Origin of the sequence: Pseudomonas paraeruginosa (genome assembly GCF_003025345.2) — a bacterium.
Lineage (GTDB): Bacteria > Pseudomonadota > Gammaproteobacteria > Pseudomonadales > Pseudomonadaceae > Pseudomonas > Pseudomonas paraeruginosa.
Map to the genome: position 1 here is coordinate 703843 of NZ_CP020560.1, position 19221 is coordinate 723063.

The window sequence follows — 19221 nt, forward strand, 5'->3', positions numbered from 1 at the left end:
CCGTCATGCAAAAGATTCGTCGTGACGACGAAGTAATCGTCATTGCCGGCAAGGACAAGGGCAAGCGTGGCAAGGTGCTGAAGGTTCTCGCTGACGACCGTCTGGTCGTCGGCGGGGTGAACCTGATCAAGCGCCACACCAAGCCCAATCCGATGCTCGGCCAACAGGGCGGTATCGTCGAGAAGGAGGCGCCTCTGCACGTCTCCAACGTCGCCATCTTCAACACTGAGACCAGCAAGGCTGACCGCGTTGGCTTCAAGGTAGAAGACGGTAAGAAAATTCGTGTCTTCAAGTCGACCCAGAAACCGGTTCAGGCTTGAGGCTGCTAGGTAGATCACCATGGCACGATTGAAAGAAATTTATCGGAAGGAAATCGCGCCCAAGCTGAAAGAAGAGCTTCAGCTGGCGAACGTGATGGAAGTTCCGCGCGTTACCAAAATCACCCTGAACATGGGTCTTGGCGAGGCGGTCGGTGACAAGAAGATCATCGAGAACGCCGTAGCCGATCTGGAAAAGATCACCGGTCAGAAGCCGATCGTGACTTACGCTCGTAAGTCCATCGCCGGCTTCAAGATCCGTGAAGGCTGGCCGATCGGCGTCAAGGTCACCCTGCGTAGCGACCGGATGTACGAATTCCTGGATCGTCTGCTGTCCATCTCCCTGCCGCGCGTGCGTGACTTCCGCGGCCTGAATGCCAAGTCCTTCGACGGCCGCGGCAACTACAGCATGGGCGTGAAAGAGCAGATCATCTTCCCGGAAATCGATTACGACAAGATCGATGCGCTGCGTGGCCTGGACATCACCCTGACCACCACCGCTCGTACGGATGACGAAGGTCGCGCCCTGCTGCGTGCTTTCAAATTCCCGTTCCGTAACTGATTGGAGTAGGAACATGGCTAAAGAGAGCATGAAGAACCGCGAGCTGAAGCGTCAGCTGACGGTAGCCAAGTACGCCAAGAAGCGTGCCGAGCTGAAAGCGATCATCGCTAATCCGAACTCCTCTGCGGAAGAGCGTTGGAATGCCCAGGTCGCCCTGCAGAAGCAACCGCGTGACGCCAGCGCCAGCCGCCTGCGTAACCGTTGCCGCCTGACCGGCCGTCCGCACGGCTTCTACCGCAAGTTCGGCCTGAGCCGTAACAAGCTGCGCGAAGCCGCCATGCGCGGCGACGTACCGGGCCTGGTGAAAGCCAGCTGGTAATCGCAGCGAACGGTGCCGCCAGTCGGCGCCGTTGATCGCGACATCGAATCAAGCCCCTCATGGGGCTTGATTCGTTTTGGCGTGATCTCTAGAATACCCGGCTCCCCTGAGCCTGGGTTTGTTTCGCCTGGCGTTTATGGGCGAATTGAAGTTGAAGGCTTATTCTTTTGTATCAGGAGCGTTAAGCCCATGAGTATGCAGGACCCGTTAGCAGACATGCTAACTCGCATCCGTAATGCCCAGATGGCTGAAAAGACCGTCGTAAGCATGCCGTCCTCGAAACTGAAAGCGGCGGTAGCCAAAGTCCTGAAGGACGAAGGCTATATTGCGGATTTCCAGATCAGCTCGGAAGTAAAACCCCAGCTGTCCATCGAACTGAAGTACTTCGAAGGCAAGCCTGTCATCGAAGAGGTCAAGCGCATCAGCCGTCCTGGCCTGCGTCAGTACAAATCCGTTGAGCAACTGCCGAAAGTTCGTGGCGGCCTCGGTGTGTCGATCGTCTCCACCAACAAAGGTGTGATGACCGATCGTGCTGCCCGTGCTGCTGGTGTTGGCGGCGAAGTGCTCTGCACTGTGTTCTAAGGGGAATCAGCATGTCTCGCGTTGCTAAGAACCCCGTCAAGCTGCCCGCCGGCGTCGAAATCAAACTGGCTGGTCAGCAACTGTCCATCAAGGGCGCCAAAGGTGCTCTGGAGCTCAAGGTCCATCCTTCGGTCGAAGTGATCCAGGACAGCGGTGAGCTGCGTTTCGCTGCGCGTAACGGCGACCAGCAGACCCGCGCCATGGCTGGTACCACCCGTGCTCTGGTGAACAACATGGTAGTCGGCGTCAGCCAGGGCTTCGAGCGCAAGCTCCAGCTGGTCGGCGTTGGTTACAAAGCGCAGGCCAAGGGCCAAGTGCTGTCCCTGTCCCTCGGCTTCTCCCATCCGGTTGATTACGAACTGCCGGCCGGCATCGTCGCTGAGACCCCCAGCCAGACCGATATCCTGATCAAGGGCATCGACAAGCAGCTGGTCGGTCAGGTTGCTGCCGAAATTCGCGACTTCCGTCCGCCGGAGCCTTACAAAGGCAAGGGCGTGCGTTACGCCGACGAAGTCGTCCGTCGTAAAGAAGCCAAGAAGAAGTAGGGCATAGCAAATGAGCGTCAAGAAAGAAACCCGTCTGCGTCGCGCTCGCAAGGCACGCCTGAAGATGCGCGAGCTGGAAACCGTACGCCTCTGCGTGTACCGCTCTTCCCAGCACATTTACGCCCAGGTCATTGCGGCCGACGGCGGCAAGGTCCTGGCCAGCGCCTCGACCCTGGACAAAGACCTGCGCGAAGGTGCCACCGGCAACATCGATGCAGCCAAGAAAGTTGGTCAACTGGTCGCCGAGCGCGCCAAAGCGGCCGGCGTCACCCAGGTGGCGTTCGATCGTTCTGGCTTCAAGTACCACGGCCGTGTGAAAGCGCTGGCTGATGCCGCTCGTGAAGGCGGACTGGAGTTCTAAGTTATGGCAAACAACGAGCAAAAGCGCGACGAAGGCTACATCGAGAAGCTGGTTCAGGTTAACCGCGTCGCCAAAACCGTAAAAGGTGGCCGTATCTTCGCTTTCACCGCACTGACCGTGGTGGGTGATGGCAAGGGCCGCGTTGGTTTCGGTCGTGGCAAGGCGCGTGAAGTGCCGGCCGCCATCCAGAAAGCAATGGAAGCCGCTCGCCGCAACATGATCCAAGTCGATCTGAACGGCACCACCCTGCAGTATCCGACCAAGTCCGCCCATGGCGCCTCCAAGGTGTACATGCAGCCGGCTTCGGAAGGTACCGGCATCATCGCCGGCGGCGCCATGCGTGCCGTTCTGGAAGTGGCTGGTGTGCAGAACGTCCTGGCCAAGTGCTATGGCTCCACCAATCCGGTGAACGTGGTGTACGCCACCTTCAAGGGCCTGAAGAACATGCAGGCTCCGGAAGCAGTAGCGGCCAAGCGTGGCAAGAGCGTCGAGGAGATTCTCTAACCATGGCAACTGTCAAAGTCACTCTGGTCAAGAGCCTGAACGGCCGTCTGGCCAACCACAAGGCTTGCGTCAAGGGTCTCGGCCTGCGTCGCATCAATCATACCGTCGAGGTTCAGGACACCCCTGAAAACCGCGGCATGATCAACAAGGCCTACTACCTGCTGCGTGTGGAGGGTTAATCCATGCAACTGAACGATCTGCGTTCCGCGCCGGGTGCCCGTCGCGAAAAGCACCGTCCGGGCCGTGGCATCGGTAGCGGTCTGGGCAAGACTGGTGGCCGTGGTCACAAAGGTCTGACCTCCCGCTCCGGTGGCAAGGTCGCCCCGGGCTTCGAGGGTGGTCAACAGCCCCTGCACCGTCGTCTGCCGAAGTTCGGCTTCGTCTCCCTGAAGGCCATGGACCGTGCCGAGGTTCGCACCTCCGAGCTGGCCAAGGTCGAAGGCGACGTCGTCAGCCTGCAGACCCTGAAGGATGCCAACCTGATCAACCAGCACGTACAGCGCGTCAAGGTCATGCTGTCCGGCGAAGTTGGTCGCGCGGTCACCCTGAAAGGTATCGCCGCCACCAAGGGTGCGCGTGCGGCTATCGAAGCAGCTGGCGGTAAATTCGAGGACTAAATGGCTAAGCAAGGTGCTCTCTCTGCGCTAAGCAACGGCGGTCTGTCCGAGCTCTGGGCACGTCTGCGTTTCCTGTTCCTGGCGATCATCGTCTATCGGATCGGCGCGCACATCCCAGTTCCGGGCATCAACCCCGATCGCTTGGCGGCACTGTTCCGGCAGAACGAGGGGACCATTCTTAGCCTCTTCAACATGTTTTCCGGCGGCGCGCTGGAGCGCATGAGCATTTTCGCACTGGGGATCATGCCGTACATCTCGGCCTCGATCATCATGCAGCTCATGACCGCTATCAGCCCGCAGCTGGAGCAGTTGAAGAAAGAGGGTGAGTCTGGGCGTCGCAAGATCAGCCAGTACACCCGCTACGGTACTGTAGTCCTGGCACTGGTCCAGGCCATCGGCATGTCCGTTGGCCTGGGCAGCCAGGGCGTAGCCTTCTCCAACGACTTCGGCTTCTACTTCGTGGCTGTCACCACCTTCGTGGCTGGTGCCATGTTCATGATGTGGCTGGGCGAGCAGATCACCGAGCGCGGTGTCGGCAACGGCATCTCGATGTTGATCTTCGCTGGTATCGTTGCAGGCCTGCCGCGCGCCATCGGTCAGTCTTTCGAGTCTGCCCGGCAAGGTGACATCAACATCTTCGCCCTGATCGGCGTCGGCCTCCTGGCCGTGGCGATCATCGCGTTCGTGGTGTTCATCGAGCGTGGCCAGCGTCGCATCGCGGTGCATTACGCCAAGCGCCAGCAAGGACGCAAGGTGTTTGCCGCGCAGACCAGCCATCTGCCGTTGAAGGTGAACATGGCGGGCGTGATTCCCGCGATTTTCGCCAGCAGTATCCTGCTGTTCCCGGCGTCCCTGGGCTCCTGGTTCGGTCAGTCGGAAGGCTTGGGTTGGCTGCAGGACGTCGCGCAAGCGATCGCTCCGGGGCAGCCGCTGAACATCTTGCTGTTCACTGCAGGGATCGTTTTCTTCTGCTTCTTCTATACAGCGCTGATGTTCAACCCGAAGGACGTGGCGGAGAACCTCAAGAAGTCCGGTGCATTTATTCCGGGCATCCGTCCGGGCGAACAGTCCGCTCGCTACATCGATGGCGTGCTGACCCGTTTGACCATGTTCGGTGCTCTGTACATGACGGCTGTCTGCCTGCTGCCCCAGTTCCTGGTGGTTGCGGCGCACGTGCCGTTCTATCTTGGCGGGACCTCGCTGTTGATCGTGGTCGTGGTTGTCATGGACTTTATGGCCCAGGTGCAATCTCACCTCGTTTCTCACCAGTATGAATCCCTGATGAAGAAAGCCAACCTGAAGGGCTACGGCAGCGGCATGCTGCGCTGATAGACCCGTAAGGTTCGAGGAGTTGGTGATGAAAGTTCGTGCATCGGTCAAGAAGCTGTGCCGTAACTGCAAGATCATCCGTCGCGATGGCATCGTGCGGGTGATCTGCAGCGCGGAACCGCGTCACAAGCAGCGCCAAGGCTGAGTGTGATTCACGCGTGATAACCCGGCAGCTAGTGTGCTGCCGGGTTGATTATTTGCTATTACAGCGCTAATATCCGCGCCCTTTCTTGGCTTCCTGGGCGCAGGGTAGCTGTCAATTGGAGTTTTTCTGAATGGCCCGTATTGCAGGCGTCAACATTCCGGATAACAAGCACACTGTTATCTCGCTGACCTACATCTATGGTGTTGGTCGCACTACTGCTCAGAACATCTGCGCAGCTACCGGTGTAAATCCGGCTGCCAAGATCAAGGACCTGAGCGACGAGCAGATCGATCAGCTGCGTAACGAAGTCGCGAAGCACACCACCGAAGGTGACCTGCGTCGCGAAATCAACATGAACATCAAGCGTCTGATGGACCTCGGTTGCTACCGCGGTCTGCGTCATCGTCGCGGTCTGCCGGTTCGCGGTCAGCGTACCAAGACCAACGCGCGTACCCGCAAGGGCCCGCGTAAGCCGATCCGCAAGTAATCGCGTAGGAATCTAGTCATGGCAAAACCTGCTGCTCGTCCCCGTAAGAAAGTCAAAAAGACAGTGGTCGATGGGATCGCCCACATCCACGCGTCTTTCAACAACACCATCGTGACCATCACCGACCGTCAGGGCAACGCACTGTCCTGGGCGACCTCCGGTGGTTCCGGTTTCCGCGGCTCGCGTAAGAGCACTCCGTTCGCTGCCCAGGTAGCGGCCGAGCGTGCCGGCCAGGCTGCCCTGGAATACGGTCTGAAGAACCTGGACGTCAACGTCAAGGGCCCGGGCCCGGGCCGCGAGTCCGCTGTTCGCGCTCTGAATGCTTGCGGCTACAAGATCGCCAGCATCACCGACGTAACCCCGATCCCGCATAACGGCTGCCGTCCGCCGAAAAAGCGTCGCGTGTAATAGGAGACAGTGAGAAATGGCTCGTTACATTGGTCCCAAGTGCAAACTGTCTCGCCGTGAAGGCACCGACCTGTTCCTGAAGAGCGGCGCCCGCGCCCTCGACTCGAAGTGCAAGGCTGAAAACGTTCCCGGCCAGCATGGCCAGCGTCGTGGCCGTCTGTCCGACTACGGTCTGCAGCTGCGTGAGAAGCAGAAGGTCCGCCGCATCTACGGCGTACTGGAGCGTCAGTTCCGTGGCTACTACCAGGAAGCCTCCCGTCGCAAGGGTTCCACCGGTGAGAACCTGCTGCAACTGCTCGAGTGCCGTCTGGACAACGTCGTATACCGCATGGGCTTTGGTTCCACTCGCGCCGAATCGCGCCAGCTGGTGTCCCACAAGGCCATCACCGTCAACGGTCAGACCGTCAACATCCCTTCCTACCAAGTGAAGGCCGGTGACGTCGTAGCTATTCGCGAGAAGTCGAGGAATCAGCTGCGTATCGCTCAGGCTCTGGAACTCTGTGGCCAGCGCGGTCGTGTCGAGTGGGTCGAAGTCGACCTCGACAAGAAGACTGGTACCTTCAAGAGTGTTCCGGCTCGCAGCGACCTGTCCGCTGATATCAACGAAAACCTGATTGTCGAGCTCTACTCCAAGTAAGGGCTAGAAAATAGGTGCATCCATGCAGAGTTCGGTAAATGAGTTCCTGACCCCCCGCCACATCGATGTGCAGGTGGTCAGTCAAACCCGCGCCAAGATCACGCTCGAGCCTCTCGAGCGTGGTTTTGGTCACACCCTGGGCAACGCGCTGCGTCGCATCCTGTTGTCCTCCATGCCTGGCTGCGCAGTGGTCGAGGCCGAGATCGACGGGGTGCTCCACGAGTACTCGGCGATCGAAGGTGTGCAGGAAGACGTAATCGAGATCCTGCTGAACCTGAAAGGTCTGGCCATCAAGCTGCACGGTCGTGATGAAGTGACGCTGACCCTGGCTAAGAAGGGCTCGGGTGTTGTGACTGCTGCCGATATTCAGCTGGATCACGATGTTGAGATCATCAACGGTGACCACGTTATCGCCAACCTGGCAGACAACGGCGCGCTGAACATGAAGCTGAAGGTAGCTCGTGGCCGTGGCTACGAGCCTGCCGACGCACGTCAGAGCGATGAGGACGAAAGCCGCAGCATCGGCCGTCTGCAGCTCGACGCATCGTTCAGCCCGGTCCGTCGTGTCTCCTACGTGGTGGAAAACGCCCGTGTCGAGCAGCGCACCAACCTGGACAAACTGGTCCTGGACCTGGAAACCAACGGCACCCTGGATCCCGAAGAGGCTATCCGTCGCGCCGCTACCATCCTGCAACAGCAGCTGGCAGCGTTCGTGGACCTCAAGGGCGACAGCGAACCCGTCGTTGAAGAGCAGGAAGACGAGATCGATCCGATCCTCCTGCGTCCGGTCGATGACCTGGAACTGACCGTACGTTCGGCCAACTGCCTGAAGGCGGAAAACATCTACTACATCGGTGACCTGATCCAGCGCACCGAAGTAGAGCTGTTGAAAACGCCGAACCTGGGCAAGAAGTCCCTGACCGAAATCAAGGACGTTCTGGCTTCCCGTGGTCTGTCCCTCGGTATGCGCCTCGACAACTGGCCGCCGGCAAGTCTTAAGAAAGACGACAAGGCCACTGCCTGATCGTCGTAACTACCGAACGTAAAGTTTGGAAAGGAATTGAACCATGCGCCATCGTAAAAGTGGTCGTCACCTGAGCCGCACCAGCGCGCACCGCAAGGCTATGTTCCAGAACATGGCGGTGTCGCTGTTCGAACACGAACTGATCAAAACCACCCTGCCCAAGGCCAAGGAGCTGCGTCGCGTTGCCGAGCCGCTGATCACCCTGGCCAAGGAAGACAGCGTCGCCAACCGTCGCCTGGCTTTCGACCGTACCCGTTCGAAAGCTGCCGTCGGCAAGCTGTTCAACGACCTGGGCAAGCGCTACGCCAACCGTCCGGGCGGCTACCTGCGCATCCTGAAGTGCGGTTTCCGCGCTGGCGACAACGCCCCCATGGCGTACGTCGAGCTGGTTGATCGTCCGGTCGGCGGTGAAGTCGTGGAAGCTGCCGAATAAGGTAGCTGCCGCATAAGAAACCGGGCCTAGGCCCGGTTTTTTATTGCCCTGCCTTAAAGTTTTTATCTATCGACTCGCTGGCTTTAATAAATTGGATTACTGGAGGGCTGTCATTCATCCTTAACCTGCTTTTACGAAAAGCTACGTTCGGGTAGGCGAGATCAATGCAGCGGGCGCTTGGCACAACCGAGAGGTTGTCCTGCGGCGATCCCTGGTCCACGCTGATGATTTCCGTGTAGCCGCTTCGCTTCATAGCACGTTAGCCGTTGAGGAGAGAGTAAATGGAAGAGAAAACCCGTTTGACCACCGCTGCCGGAGCTCCGGTGGTCGATAACCAGAACGTGCAGACCGCCGGCCCGCGCGGCCCGATGTTGCTGCAGGACGTGTGGTTCCTCGAGAAGCTCGCCCACTTCGACCGCGAAGTGATCCCCGAGCGCCGCATGCACGCGAAAGGCTCCGCGGCCTACGGCACCTTCACCGTCACCCACGACATCACCCCTTATACCCGCGCGAAGATCTTTTCCCAGGTGGGCAAGAAGACCGACATGTTCCTGCGCTTCTCCACGGTCGCCGGCGAGCGTGGCGCAGCGGATGCCGAACGCGACATCCGCGGTTTCTCCATGCGCTTCTATACCGAGGAAGGCAACTGGGACCTGGTCGGCAACAACACCCCGGTGTTCTACCTGCGTGACCCGCTCAAGTTCCCCGACCTCAACCACGTGGTGAAGCGCGATCCGCGCACCAACCTGCGCAACGCCACCTTCAAGTGGGATTTCTTCTCCCACCTGCCGGAATCGCTGCACCAGTTGACCATCGACTTCAGCGACCGCGGGCTGCCGAAGAGCTACCGGCACATCCACGGTTTCGGCAGCCACACCTTCAGCTTCATCAACGCCAGCAACGAGCGTTTCTGGGTCAAGTTCCACCTCAAGACCCAGCAGGGCATCGAGAACCTGACCAACGCCGAAGCCGCCGAAGTGATCGCCCAGGACCGAGAGAGTTCTCAGCGTGACCTCTACGAGAGCATCGAGAAAGGCGATTTCCCGCGCTGGAAGATGTACGTGCAGATCATGCCGGAGAAGGAAGCGGCGACCTACCGCTACAACCCGTTCGACCTGACCAAGGTCTGGCCGCATGGCGACTACCCGCTGATCGAGGTGGGCTTCTTCGAGCTGAATCGCAACCCGGACAACTACTTCGCCGAAGTCGAGCAGGCCGCCTTCACCCCGGCCAACGTGGTGCCCGGTATCGGTTTCTCGCCCGACAAGATGCTCCAGGGCCGCCTGTTCTCCTACGGCGATGCCCACCGCTATCGCCTGGGCGTCAATCACCACCAGATCCCGGTCAACGCCGCGCGTTGCCCGCACCAGGTCTACCACCGCGACGGCGGCATGCGGGTGGATGGCAATAACGCCCACCAGCGCGTCAGCTACGAGCCGAACAGCTTCAACCAGTGGCAGGAGCAGCCGGACTTCTCCGAGCCGCCGCTGAGCCTGGAGGGTGCCGCGGATCACTGGAACCACCGGGTCGACGACGACTACTTCAGCCAGCCGGCCGCGCTGTTCCGCCTGTTCACCGACGAGCAGAAGCAGCGCCTGTTCGACAACATCGCCGAAGACATCCGCGATGTGCCGGAACAGATCCAGCGTCGACAGATCGGCCTGTTCCACAAGATCGATCCGGCCTACGGCAAAGGCGTCGCCGACGCCCTTGGCCTGAAGCTGGACTGATGGCCTGATGAGGCCCGGCCCCCTTTCTTCGCAAAGGGGGCTTTTTTATGGCCGTTCGCTTGACCGGGGTCAGGCGAAGCCGGGAGCATATGCGGCTAGATTCTTTGTTTTCTCCAGGGAGAGCGCCGATGCAAGGCCATCCGGAAGTCATCGACTACCTCAACACGTTGCTGACCGGCGAACTCGCCGCGCGCGACCAGTACTTCATCCACTCGCGCATGTACGAGGACTGGGGCTTCAGCAAGCTCTACGAGCGCCTCAACCACGAGATGGAGGAAGAGACCCAGCACGCCGATGCCCTGCTGCGCCGCATCCTCCTGCTCGAGGGCACGCCGCGCATGCGTCCGGACGACATCCACCCCGGCACCACGGTGCCGGAGATGCTCGAGGCCGATCTCAAGCTCGAACGCCACGTCCGCGCCGCGCTGGCCAAGGGCATCGCGCTCTGCGAGCAACACAAGGATTTCGTCAGCCGTGACATCCTCAAGGCCCAGCTGGCCGACACCGAGGAAGACCATGCCTACTGGCTGGAGCAGCAACTCGGCCTGATCGCCAGGATGGGCCTGGAGAATTATCTGCAATCGCAGATCTGAACTCCCTGTGGATACGAAAAGCCCCTGCGCCTCACGGTCGCAGGGGCTTTTTTCATGGGCGTCCGCGGATCAGGCGCGATCCCGTTCCAGCAGCGGCTTGAGGAAGTGCCCGGTGTGCGACTGGGACATCTCGGCCACTTGCTCCGGCGTGCCGTTGGCGATGATCTGGCCGCCCTTGGAGCCGCCCTCGGGACCGAGATCGACCAGCCAGTCGGCGGTCTTGATCACGTCCAGGTTGTGCTCGATCACCACCACGGTGTTGCCGTGGTCGCGCAGACGGTGGAGCACGTCGAGCAGTTGCTGGATGTCGGCGAAATGCAAGCCGGTGGTCGGTTCGTCGAGGATGTACAGGGTCTTGCCGGTATCGCGCTTGGACAACTCGCGCGACAGCTTGACCCGCTGCGCCTCGCCTCCGGAGAGGGTGGTCGCGCTCTGCCCCAGCTTGATATAGGACAGGCCGACGTCCATCAGCGTCTGCAGCTTGCGCGCCAGGGCGGGGACGGCGTCGAAGAACTCGCGGGCTTCCTCGATGGTCATTTCCAGCACCTCGTGGATGCTCTTGCCCTTGTAGCGGATCTCCAGGGTCTCGCGGTTGTAGCGCTTGCCCTTGCAGACGTCGCAGGGCACGTAGATGTCCGGCAGGAAGTGCATTTCCACCTTGATCACGCCATCGCCCTGGCAGGCCTCGCAGCGGCCGCCCTTGACGTTGAACGAGAAACGGCCGGGACCGTAGCCGCGCGAGCGGGCCTCCGGCACGCCGGAGAACAGTTCGCGGATCGGCGTGAACAGGCCGGTGTAGGTCGCCGGGTTGGAGCGCGGGGTACGGCCGATGGGGCTCTGGTCGATATCCACCACCTTGTCCAGGTGCTGCAGGCCGTCGAACGAATCGTACGGCGCCACTTCCAGGGTGGTCGCGCCGTTCAGCGCGGTGGCGGTGATCGGGAACAGGGTGTTGTTGATCAGCGTCGACTTGCCCGAGCCGGACACCCCGGTGATGCAGGTGAACAGGCCGACCGGGATCTCCAGGTTGACGTTCTGCAGGTTGTTGCCGCGCGCGCCCTTCAGCTTCAGCAGTTTCTTCTTGTCGCGCGGGGTGCGCTTGGCCGGTACCACGATCTTCTTGCGCCCGGAAAGGTACTTGCCGGTCAGCGAGTCGGGGTGGTTCATCACCTGGTCGGGCGTACCTTCCGCCACTACCTGGCCGCCGTGCACGCCGGCGCCGGGGCCGATGTCGACGACGTAGTCGGCGAGGCGGATGGCGTCCTCGTCGTGCTCGACCACTATCACCGTGTTGCCGAGGTTGCGCAGGTGGGTGAGGGTGCCGAGCAGGCGTTCGTTGTCGCGCTGGTGCAGGCCGATCGAAGGTTCGTCGAGGATGTACATCACTCCCACCAGGCCGGCGCCGATCTGGCTGGCCAGGCGGATGCGCTGGGCTTCGCCGCCGGACAGGGTGTCGGCACTGCGGTCGAGGGTCAGGTAGTCGAGGCCGACGTTGACCAGGAACTGCAGGCGGTCGCGGATTTCCTTGAGGATCTTCGCCGCGATCTCGCCACGGCGGCCGCTCAGGCTGAGGCCGGCGGCATACTCGCAGGCCTCGCCGACCGGCATCGCGGTGATCGCCGGCAGTGTCCGGTCGCCGACCCACACATGCCGCGCCTCGCGGCGCAGGCGGGTACCGTGGCAATCCGGGCAGGGCTGGGTGCTGAGGAACTTGGCGAGTTCCTCGCGGACCGTGGTCGACTCGGTCTCGCGGTAGCGCCGCTCGAGGTTCGGCAGGATGCCCTCGAACGGGTGCGAGCGCTTGACGATATCGCCGCGGTCGTTGAGATAGCGGAAGTCGACGTTCTCCCGGCCCGAGCCGTAGAGCACCACCTTCTGGTGCTCGGCGCCGAGCTCGTCGAAGGGCTCTTCCAGGCTGAAACCGTAGTGCTGGGCCAGCGAGCCGAGCATCTGGAAGTAATAGACGTTGCGCCGGTCCCAGCCGCGGATCGCGCCCTCGGCCAGGGTCAGCTCGCCATTGACCACCCGCCGCGCGTCGAAGAATTGCTTCACGCCGAGGCCGTCGCAGGTCGGGCAGGCGCCGGCCGGGTTGTTGAAGGAGAACAGCTTGGGTTCCAGCTCGCTGATCGAGTGGCCGCAGACCGGGCAGGCGAAGCGCGCCGAGAAGATGATCTCCTCGACATCCTCGTCCTCATCCATCGGCGCCACCAGGGCGATGCCGTCGGCCAGGGCGAGGGCGGTCTCGAAGGACTCGGCCAGGCGTTGCTGGAGGTCGGCGCGGACCTTGAAGCGGTCCACCACCACGTCGATGCTGTGCTTCTTCTGCTTGTCCAGCTTAGGTACTTCGTCGAGCTCGTAGAGCTTGCCGTCGACCCGGGCGCGGACGAAACCCTGCGCGCGCATCTCGTCGAACACCGCCAGGTGCTCGCCCTTGCGCTCGCGGATCACCGGCGCCAGCAACATCAGCTTGCTGCCTTCGGGCAGGGCGAGGACCTGGTCGACCATCTGGCTGACGGTCTGCGCCTCCAGCGGGATGTCGTGGTCCGGGCAGCGCGGGGTGCCGACGCGGGCATAGAGCAGGCGGAGGTAGTCGTAGATCTCGGTGATCGTACCCACGGTGGAGCGCGGGTTGTGGGAAGTGGACTTCTGTTCGATGGAAATCGCCGGTGACAGGCCCTCGATGGTGTCCACGTCGGGCTTTTCCATCATCGACAGGAATTGCCGGGCATAGGCCGAGAGGGATTCCACGTAGCGCCGCTGGCCTTCGGCATAGAGCGTGTCGAAGGCCAGGGAAGACTTGCCGGAACCGGAAAGTCCGGTGATCACGATCAGTTTGTCGCGTGGCAGTGTGAGGTCGACGTTCTTCAGGTTGTGGGTACGCGCCCCACGAATCAGGATCTTATCCACAGCGGCCTCGCATGGCGGGCGAAAACCGCTGAGTATACGGCTGGCCGCTACCGCGCGGCAAAGTGGCGCGCCTGTGCCGCGAGGGGGCGGGCTGGTAGAATGCGCGGCATTTTTCCGGCGCGGGGATCGCCCCGGTCGCCCAGGAGCGGGCGGCGGCGCCATCGGCAGGGGCATGAGGCCTTGCCCAGCAGCGTTTTCTTCCATGAGGGTGTTATGCACGACTCACACACTGAGCGGATGAGCGGTACCGAAACGCGAGCGGCCGTCGGGCTGTCCCTGGTCTTCGCCTTCCGCATGCTCGGCATGTTCATGGTCCTGCCGGTGCTGGCCACCTATGGCCAGGACCTGGCCGGCGCGACGCCGGCGCTGATCGGCCTGGCCATCGGCGCCTACGGCCTGACCCAGGCGATCCTGCAGATTCCCTTCGGGACCATCTCCGACCGCATCGGCCGGCGTCCGGTGATCGTCGTCGGGTTGCTGATCTTCGCCGCCGGCGCGGCCCTCGCGGCCAATGCCGATTCCATCTGGGGCGTGATCGCCGGCCGCGTCCTGCAAGGCGCCGGGGCGATCTCGGCGGCGGTGATGGCGCTGCTCTCCGACCTCACCCGCGAGCAGCACCGGACCAAGGCGATGGCGATGATCGGCATGAGCATCGGCGTGTCCTTCGCCGTGGCCATGGTGCTCGGTCCGGTGCTGACCCACCTGTTCGGCCTGCACGGGCTGTTCTGGTTCACCGCCGGGATGGCGCTGGTCGGCCTGCTGCTGATCCTGTTCTTCGTCCCGCAGCCGGACCACATGACCCAGCATCGCGAATCCAGCGTGGCGCGCCAGGCCCTGCTGCCGACCCTGAAGCACGGTGACCTGCTGCGCCTGGACGCCGGCATCCTGATCCTCCACGCCATCCTCATGGCCAGCTTCGTCGCCCTGCCGCTGGCGCTGGTGCACGAGGGCGGCCTGCCCAAGGAGCAGCACTGGTGGGTCTACCTGACCGCGCTGCTGGTCGGTTTCTTCGGCATGGTGCCGTTCATCATCTACGCCGAGAAGAAGCGCCGCATGAAGCGCGTGCTGACCGGCGCGGTGGCTACCCTGCTGGCCTGCGAGCTGTTCTTCCTGGCCTTCGGTCACAGCCTGGCCATGCTGGTGGTCGGCACGGTGGTGTTCTTCACCGCCTTCAACCTGCTCGAAGCCTCGCTGCCGTCGCTGGTGAGCAAGGTCTCGCCGGCCGGCGGCAAGGGCACGGCGATGGGGGTGTACTCCACCAGCCAGTTCCTCGGTGCGGCGCTGGGCGGCATCCTCGGCGGCTGGATGTTCCAGCACGGTGGGCTGAGCATGGTGTTCATCGGATGCGCGGTGCTCGCTGCCCTCTGGCTGGCGATTGCTGTTACCATGCGCGAACCGCCTTATGTGACCAGCATCCGCCTGCCGCTCGCGCCCGCCGCGCTGCAGGACGCGGCGCTGGTCCAGCGATTCAGGGCGTTGCCCGGTGTGGCAGACGCCGTGGTGGTGGCCGAGGAGGCCGCCGCCTATGTCAAAGTGGATACCCAACAAGTGGATCGCACCGCCCTCGAGCGCCTGGCCCAGGCCGCGCCGGGCGGATGCTGAACCTTAGGAGAACGTCATGGCCCGTGGGGTTAACAAAGTCATTCTGGTTGGCAACGTCGGTGGTGACCCGGAAACCCGCTACATGCCCAACGGCAATGCGGTGACCAACATCACCCTGGCCACCAGCGAGAGCTGGAAGGACAAGCAGACCGGCCAGCAACAGGAGCGCACCGAATGGCACCGCGTGGTGTTCTTCGGCCGCCTGGCGGAGATCGCCGGCGAGTACCTGCGCAAGGGTTCCCAGGTCTACGTCGAAGGCAGCCTGCGCACCCGCAAATGGCAGGGCCAGGACGGTCAGGACCGCTACACCACCGAGATCGTGGTCGACATCAACGGCAACATGCAGTTGCTCGGCGGCCGTCCCTCCGGCGACGACTCGCAGCGCGCCCCGCGCGAACCCATGCAGCGCCCGCAGCAGGCGCCGCAGCAGCAGTCGCGTCCGGCACCGCAGCAGCAACCTGCGCCGCAGCCGGCCCAGGACTACGACAGCTTCGACGACGACATTCCGTTCTGAACCGCAGCTTTTTCAGAACCGTAAACATTAGAAGCGAAGCCATTGATTTGGCTTCGCTTTTTTATTGCTTTAAGGATGGTGTTGAGAGCGTCGTTACAAGAACCATCTATGTTGGCGCTTGATTCTCTCGAGTATCAGGAAAAAGGCTAGGCATGCAACAGAGGGACTATTCACCGTGTTTACCTACCAGTGCGTAGCTGGGGTAAACGCTTGCATGCTTAGCAGAAGTGCAGTTGGACTAACGTGTAGCCAGACCGAGCGCCGAGGTAACCTGCCTGCGGTCAGAGTTATTACTGCTGGCTAGGTTTATCTATGGTGCGCAGCCGTTCTGGCAATCCCCAGAAGAGTAGCGCCGCAGCCACCAAGCTGGTGACGCCAATGACATAGAGTGCAGGTGTCGTGCTACCGGTAAGGTCTTTGATATAGCCCACCATCACAGGACTGACAATACCTCCAAGCTGGCCCATGGTATTTATCAACGCAATGCCTCCAGCCGCTCCGGCACCAGCGCCAGCCAGCAACTTGGGTGGCAAAGCCCAGAATGCCGGAATCGAGGCGATGATGCCCGTCCCCAAAAGTGCCAACGAGACGATTAGCAGCGTAGTGTTTTTCGCGAAAACACCTGCACTGAAGAAGCCGATTGCTCCAGCAATTACCAGAGCGCACACATACTTGCGACGTTCGCCACTGGCGTCCGACAGCCGACCGATAACTACCATGCTTATCGCCCCGCAGACATATGGAATAGCAGTGAGCATGCCGATTGCGACTGGGCTTTCTGTACCAGAACTACGAATTAGTTGCGGGGCCCAGAAATTCAGTCCGTATGAGGCGACCTGGATGAGGAAGTAAATTATCCCCAGCATAAAGAAGCCTGGCAACTTAATCGCAGTCAGCAGCGAGCTGTGTTTATTAGTTTCATGGCTGGCGATCCTGCTGCTCAGAATTGCTTTTTCGTCTGAGGTTAGCCAAGGTGCGTCCGCCACACGATCTTTAAGAACGGAGAGCACTACCAGTCCCAGTAGCACACAAGGCACACCACCTAGCAGGAATAACCAATGCCACCCGCGCATATCCAGAAAGCCATCCATGTGGCCAAGCACAAGGCCAGAGGCAGGGGCGCCAAGCAGGCCAGCGAACGCCGACGCCAGGAGTAGAGTAGAAGTGATGCGGCCGCGATAGCTCTGAGGAAACCATAGTGTGAGGTAATACAGCACGCCCGGAGCGAAACCTGCTTCCATGGCCCCGATCAAGAAGCGCAGCACGTAGAACTGCCATTCGGTGGTAACGAAGGCCATCAAGGCGGTAGCGACCCCCCACGATATCATGATCCGGGCGATCCAGCGCCGGGCACCAACTTTGTACAGCATCATGTTACTCGGCACTTCGAAAATCATGTAGCCCACGACAAAGAGCCCTGCACCGAGCCCATAAGCGGTATCGCTCAACGACAAATCAGTCTGCAGTTGGAATTTGGCAAAGCTGATGTTGATGCGATCGAAGAAAGCAAATAGATAGCAGGTCATTATTAGCGGCATTAATCGCCAGGCCACTTTGCGAACAATTTCTTTTTCAACGCCGGCATCATCGACAACGCCATGAATAGTGGTGGCGGAAATATTCATTTAAATCTCCAGATAGGCTGACTTCCAGAGGCCTGATTTTTTTGTGGTCTGGGTTCTGACCGGTTAATAAAGAGAGCGGCTTGTTCGCCGTTCCTTCCGAGGTTCAAGCAGTCAAACCGCCAGGGGTCGGATGCAAATCGCGGTTCCGGCCTGCCTTACAACTTGTCCTAGCAGTTCGTGCTCAAGAAGCGAGGGCAGCGTTTGAGAGAGTTTCAGCAGGTCTGAAAACTCTATTCCCATTTCATCACAGAGTTTCACAAGATCCTCTGTACAGATGTTTCCGAAAGCCCCCGGCGCAAACGGGTATCCTCCCAAACCACCCAATGAAGCGTCGAACCGCCGAGTTCCTGCCTCGTACGCCGCCATAACATTGCAGAGGCCGAAGCCGCGGGTGTTATGGAAATGCAATGTCAGAGCGGATGCCGGCACCATTTGCAAAGCCCGTTGAACTATTCGGATGACCTGTCGGGGGGTCTTCAAAGTCACTCAATGACTGTTCGCAGCTCATGCGCATGTTGGCACGGTTATGAGTTTGGCTGGCAGACAGCCCCAGGTTGATTTCGTCCGCGCCTGCTTGTAAAGCTCGCTGCGCGCCCTTGAGGTTGGGTACTAGTGCCACGTAGATGACCCCCGGGTTGGCGTTTGATGCCTTAAAACACCTCTTCGCCGTCCCGCAGGGCAGGAATAGCTTTGGGCGACACAAAAGAACCAGCCTTGATGCGCGAGAAGCCTGCCAAAGAAAGCTGATTAATCAGAGCGATCTTGTCAGCAGTATCTACCCATACTGGCTCAATCTGGAGGCCCTCCCGCGGGGATACCTCTTGTATCACTGTGCGATGGGAATAATCGGTGATCATTGAACAACGCCTCCCGTTTTGAGACGCTGAATGTCTGAGTCGCTGAAACCCAGCTCGCCGAGGACAAGTTCGGTGTGTTGGCCGACCCAGCGCTGGCCCCTGCCAGTCTACTTGCCCAGGTGCCGCGGAAAGCTCGGGGACAATACAAGGCATCTTCACTTCGGCACCATCAGGTAGCGTCGCATCCAGAATCATGTCGCGGTCTTGATAGTGAGGATCAGCCACGATGTATCCGCCACTGAATAGACGCGTCCAGACGGAACCTCAGCCTGCTCCAGAACCGCTAGTACATTATCGATGGACTGCTTGGAAGTCCACTCGGTGATCACCATATCCAGCATCTTGCTTTCGCGGGCTCGGCCATCGTTCTGCGCCAACTCTTCCCGTTCCGCCAAGTCAGAGCGTCCGATTGCGTGCATCAAACGCTTGAAAATGGGATCACTGTTGCCTGCGATAACAACATAAGCACCATCGGCCGTCGGGTAAGTGTTCGAAGGCGCATGCCTGGCAGAGAGCCGCCAGTACGCTCGCGGGCGTGGCCGAGCATGGCGTATTCAGGACCAGGCATCACATTGAAGACGCTCTACCAGCGAGACATCAACAATCTGGCCCTCGCCCTGGCCCGTTTTCACCCGCAGCACGGACATCAGTGTACCGATCGCTGCGTGCATGGAGGCGAGGGAGTCATATAGGCTGACGCCTACTCTGGCAGGCGGGATGCCGGGTGTGCCAGTGATGAGAACGTCAGTGCCTTCCACCAACCGCTTTACGATGCCGATTCCCTCAATCGACTTGAGATTGAGAGCCAGAGATCTCTTGTTGCGGGGTTGAGATGCCACCACGAAGGCGTGTCTTCGTGCATCTTTCGCCATTGCGAAGAGGATCGCCGGTACCTATTGACTCGATTTTGATGATCTCGGCCCCGAACTCACCCATCAGGCGAGCGGCGAATGGAGCCGCGATCAATGTACCGATCTCAATGACGCGGAGGCCGTTCAAGGCGGTCATGATGGCGTCACCTCATTTTTCTTGGAATTTTAACCAAGGAGATGGGAGGCGAACACCTAACTACCAACCGTAAATCAGTAACAACCCCTTCGCGAAACGCGAAGGGGCTGAAGCT

23 protein-coding genes and 3 pseudogenes are annotated in these 19221 nt (G+C 60.6%); 20 read left to right on the forward strand and 6 right to left on the reverse strand.

Annotated features, from left to right (window positions below; all coding sequences use genetic code 11):
• Positions 1–5: 5 nt before the first annotated feature.
• From rplX to bfr, 18 genes are all read left to right on the forward strand, one after another.
• Positions 6–320: a 50S ribosomal protein L24 gene (gene rplX, locus B7D75_RS03475; RefSeq protein WP_003093711.1), complete on the forward strand. Its 315-nt coding sequence runs from the start codon at positions 6–8 to the stop codon at positions 318–320.
• A gap of 19 nt (positions 321–339) precedes the next feature.
• A complete protein-coding gene (rplE, locus tag B7D75_RS03480; RefSeq protein WP_003152266.1) occupies positions 340–879 on the forward strand; it encodes a 50S ribosomal protein L5 in 540 nt (179 codons plus the stop codon).
• A 13-nt stretch (positions 880–892) separates the two neighbouring features.
• Positions 893–1198 (forward strand): 30S ribosomal protein S14, encoded by a 306-nt coding sequence (gene rpsN / locus B7D75_RS03485; protein ID WP_003093701.1) that lies wholly within the window; start codon positions 893–895, stop codon positions 1196–1198.
• A 189-nt stretch (positions 1199–1387) separates the two neighbouring features.
• A complete protein-coding gene (gene rpsH / locus B7D75_RS03490) occupies positions 1388–1780 on the forward strand; it encodes a 30S ribosomal protein S8 (protein WP_003093700.1) in 393 nt (130 codons plus the stop codon).
• A gap of 11 nt (positions 1781–1791) precedes the next feature.
• Positions 1792–2325 carry a 50S ribosomal protein L6 gene (gene rplF, locus B7D75_RS03495; RefSeq protein ID WP_003093699.1) on the forward strand — a complete coding sequence of 178 codons (534 nt, stop codon included), beginning with the start codon at positions 1792–1794 and terminating at the stop codon, positions 2323–2325.
• Positions 2326–2335: 10 nt separating this feature from the next.
• On the forward strand, positions 2336–2686 hold the full coding sequence (gene rplR, locus B7D75_RS03500; RefSeq protein WP_003093698.1) for a 50S ribosomal protein L18: 351 nt from the start codon (positions 2336–2338) through the stop codon (positions 2684–2686).
• 3 nt (positions 2687–2689) lie between these two features.
• Positions 2690–3190, forward strand: coding sequence for a 30S ribosomal protein S5 (gene rpsE / locus B7D75_RS03505; protein ID WP_003093697.1), 501 nt, complete (start codon positions 2690–2692; stop codon positions 3188–3190).
• Positions 3191–3192: 2 nt separating this feature from the next.
• Complete coding sequence (gene rpmD / locus B7D75_RS03510; RefSeq protein ID WP_003093696.1) at positions 3193–3369, forward strand: 50S ribosomal protein L30; 177 nt, start codon at positions 3193–3195, stop codon at positions 3367–3369.
• Between the two features lie 3 nt (positions 3370–3372).
• The gene (gene rplO, locus B7D75_RS03515) at positions 3373–3807 is read left to right on the forward strand and encodes a 50S ribosomal protein L15 (RefSeq protein ID WP_003093695.1); all 435 of its coding nucleotides are present in this window, start codon (positions 3373–3375) and stop codon (positions 3805–3807) included.
• Positions 3808–5136, forward strand: a complete 1329-nt coding sequence (gene secY / locus B7D75_RS03520; RefSeq protein ID WP_003093694.1) for a preprotein translocase subunit SecY — start codon at positions 3808–3810, stop codon at positions 5134–5136.
• A gap of 28 nt (positions 5137–5164) precedes the next feature.
• Positions 5165–5281 (forward strand): 50S ribosomal protein L36, encoded by a 117-nt coding sequence (rpmJ, locus tag B7D75_RS03525; RefSeq protein ID WP_003093693.1) that lies wholly within the window; start codon positions 5165–5167, stop codon positions 5279–5281.
• A 130-nt stretch (positions 5282–5411) separates the two neighbouring features.
• Entirely contained in the window at positions 5412–5768 is a 357-nt protein-coding gene (rpsM, locus tag B7D75_RS03530) for a 30S ribosomal protein S13 (protein ID WP_003152262.1), read from the forward strand.
• An 18-nt stretch (positions 5769–5786) separates the two neighbouring features.
• Positions 5787–6176: a 30S ribosomal protein S11 gene (gene rpsK, locus B7D75_RS03535; RefSeq protein WP_003093689.1), complete on the forward strand. Its 390-nt coding sequence runs from the start codon at positions 5787–5789 to the stop codon at positions 6174–6176.
• 16 nt (positions 6177–6192) lie between these two features.
• Complete coding sequence (rpsD, locus tag B7D75_RS03540; protein WP_003152258.1) at positions 6193–6813, forward strand: 30S ribosomal protein S4; 621 nt, start codon at positions 6193–6195, stop codon at positions 6811–6813.
• A gap of 22 nt (positions 6814–6835) precedes the next feature.
• Positions 6836–7837 (forward strand): DNA-directed RNA polymerase subunit alpha, encoded by a 1002-nt coding sequence (locus tag B7D75_RS03545; RefSeq protein ID WP_003093675.1) that lies wholly within the window; start codon positions 6836–6838, stop codon positions 7835–7837.
• Positions 7838–7880: 43 nt separating this feature from the next.
• Positions 7881–8270 carry a 50S ribosomal protein L17 gene (gene rplQ / locus B7D75_RS03550; RefSeq protein ID WP_003093672.1) on the forward strand — a complete coding sequence of 130 codons (390 nt, stop codon included), beginning with the start codon at positions 7881–7883 and terminating at the stop codon, positions 8268–8270.
• A 281-nt stretch (positions 8271–8551) separates the two neighbouring features.
• Positions 8552–10000: a catalase KatA gene (gene katA, locus B7D75_RS03555; protein WP_012074231.1), complete on the forward strand. Its 1449-nt coding sequence runs from the start codon at positions 8552–8554 to the stop codon at positions 9998–10000.
• Between the two features lie 128 nt (positions 10001–10128).
• Complete coding sequence (bfr, locus tag B7D75_RS03560; protein ID WP_003093668.1) at positions 10129–10593, forward strand: bacterioferritin; 465 nt, start codon at positions 10129–10131, stop codon at positions 10591–10593.
• A gap of 69 nt (positions 10594–10662) precedes the next feature.
• Here bfr and uvrA read toward each other — a convergent pair whose 3' ends face one another.
• Positions 10663–13500 (reverse strand): excinuclease ABC subunit UvrA, encoded by a 2838-nt coding sequence (gene uvrA, locus B7D75_RS03565; RefSeq protein ID WP_034079223.1) that lies wholly within the window; start codon positions 13498–13500, stop codon positions 10663–10665.
• 213 nt (positions 13501–13713) lie between these two features.
• On the opposite strand from uvrA, the gene B7D75_RS03570 reads away from it, so the two are divergent.
• The gene (locus tag B7D75_RS03570; RefSeq protein ID WP_034000068.1) at positions 13714–15102 is read left to right on the forward strand and encodes an MFS transporter; all 1389 of its coding nucleotides are present in this window, start codon (positions 13714–13716) and stop codon (positions 15100–15102) included.
• Between the two features lie 16 nt (positions 15103–15118).
• Positions 15119–15616: a single-stranded DNA-binding protein gene (ssb, locus tag B7D75_RS03575; protein ID WP_003114685.1), complete on the forward strand. Its 498-nt coding sequence runs from the start codon at positions 15119–15121 to the stop codon at positions 15614–15616.
• Positions 15617–15906: 290 nt separating this feature from the next.
• On the opposite strand, the gene B7D75_RS03580 is transcribed toward ssb, so the two are convergent.
• From B7D75_RS03580 to B7D75_RS29685, 5 genes and pseudogenes are all read right to left on the reverse strand, one after another.
• Positions 15907–17241 (reverse strand): MFS transporter, encoded by a 1335-nt coding sequence (locus B7D75_RS03580; RefSeq protein WP_107113738.1) that lies wholly within the window; start codon positions 17239–17241, stop codon positions 15907–15909.
• 103 nt (positions 17242–17344) lie between these two features.
• Positions 17345–18098: pseudogene (locus B7D75_RS03585) on the reverse strand (hydroxymethylglutaryl-CoA lyase).
• Between the two features lie 141 nt (positions 18099–18239).
• A pseudogene (locus tag B7D75_RS29980) lies at positions 18240–18293 on the reverse strand (hypothetical protein); the annotation flags it as partial.
• Positions 18290–18970 (reverse strand): annotated as a pseudogene (locus tag B7D75_RS03590) (CoA transferase). The pseudogenes B7D75_RS03590 and B7D75_RS29980, both read right to left, overlap by 4 nt.
• Positions 18882–19106 (reverse strand): CoA transferase, encoded by a 225-nt coding sequence (locus B7D75_RS29685; RefSeq protein WP_234600105.1) that lies wholly within the window; start codon positions 19104–19106, stop codon positions 18882–18884. Before B7D75_RS29685 ends, B7D75_RS03590 begins: the two are co-directional and overlap by 89 nt.
• Between the last annotated feature and the right edge of the window lie 115 nt (positions 19107–19221).

What these genes read in the sequence shown, in the direction of transcription:
- rplX (WP_003093711.1), top strand. Translation starts at nt 6, where the DNA reads ATGCAAAAGATTCGTCGTGACGACGAAGTAATCGTCATTGCCGGCAAG.
- rplE (WP_003152266.1), top strand. Translation starts at nt 340, where the DNA reads ATGGCACGATTGAAAGAAATTTATCGGAAGGAAATCGCGCCCAAGCTG.
- rpsN (WP_003093701.1), top strand. Translation starts at nt 893, where the DNA reads ATGGCTAAAGAGAGCATGAAGAACCGCGAGCTGAAGCGTCAGCTGACG.
- rpsH (WP_003093700.1), top strand. Translation starts at nt 1,388, where the DNA reads ATGAGTATGCAGGACCCGTTAGCAGACATGCTAACTCGCATCCGTAAT.
- rplF (WP_003093699.1), top strand. Translation starts at nt 1,792, where the DNA reads ATGTCTCGCGTTGCTAAGAACCCCGTCAAGCTGCCCGCCGGCGTCGAA.
- rplR (WP_003093698.1), top strand. Translation starts at nt 2,336, where the DNA reads ATGAGCGTCAAGAAAGAAACCCGTCTGCGTCGCGCTCGCAAGGCACGC.
- rpsE (WP_003093697.1), top strand. Translation starts at nt 2,690, where the DNA reads ATGGCAAACAACGAGCAAAAGCGCGACGAAGGCTACATCGAGAAGCTG.
- rpmD (WP_003093696.1), top strand. Translation starts at nt 3,193, where the DNA reads ATGGCAACTGTCAAAGTCACTCTGGTCAAGAGCCTGAACGGCCGTCTG.
- rplO (WP_003093695.1), top strand. Translation starts at nt 3,373, where the DNA reads ATGCAACTGAACGATCTGCGTTCCGCGCCGGGTGCCCGTCGCGAAAAG.
- secY (WP_003093694.1), top strand. Translation starts at nt 3,808, where the DNA reads ATGGCTAAGCAAGGTGCTCTCTCTGCGCTAAGCAACGGCGGTCTGTCC.
- rpmJ (WP_003093693.1), top strand. Translation starts at nt 5,165, where the DNA reads ATGAAAGTTCGTGCATCGGTCAAGAAGCTGTGCCGTAACTGCAAGATC.
- rpsM (WP_003152262.1), top strand. Translation starts at nt 5,412, where the DNA reads ATGGCCCGTATTGCAGGCGTCAACATTCCGGATAACAAGCACACTGTT.
- rpsK (WP_003093689.1), top strand. Translation starts at nt 5,787, where the DNA reads ATGGCAAAACCTGCTGCTCGTCCCCGTAAGAAAGTCAAAAAGACAGTG.
- rpsD (WP_003152258.1), top strand. Translation starts at nt 6,193, where the DNA reads ATGGCTCGTTACATTGGTCCCAAGTGCAAACTGTCTCGCCGTGAAGGC.
- B7D75_RS03545 (WP_003093675.1), top strand. Translation starts at nt 6,836, where the DNA reads ATGCAGAGTTCGGTAAATGAGTTCCTGACCCCCCGCCACATCGATGTG.
- rplQ (WP_003093672.1), top strand. Translation starts at nt 7,881, where the DNA reads ATGCGCCATCGTAAAAGTGGTCGTCACCTGAGCCGCACCAGCGCGCAC.
- katA (WP_012074231.1), top strand. Translation starts at nt 8,552, where the DNA reads ATGGAAGAGAAAACCCGTTTGACCACCGCTGCCGGAGCTCCGGTGGTC.
- bfr (WP_003093668.1), top strand. Translation starts at nt 10,129, where the DNA reads ATGCAAGGCCATCCGGAAGTCATCGACTACCTCAACACGTTGCTGACC.
- B7D75_RS03570 (WP_034000068.1), top strand. Translation starts at nt 13,714, where the DNA reads ATGCACGACTCACACACTGAGCGGATGAGCGGTACCGAAACGCGAGCG.
- ssb (WP_003114685.1), top strand. Translation starts at nt 15,119, where the DNA reads ATGGCCCGTGGGGTTAACAAAGTCATTCTGGTTGGCAACGTCGGTGGT.
- B7D75_RS03580 (WP_107113738.1), bottom strand. Translation starts at nt 17,241, where the DNA reads ATGAATATTTCCGCCACCACTATTCATGGCGTTGTCGATGATGCCGGC.
- B7D75_RS29685 (WP_234600105.1), bottom strand. Translation starts at nt 19,106, where the DNA reads ATGACCGCCTTGAACGGCCTCCGCGTCATTGAGATCGGTACATTGATC.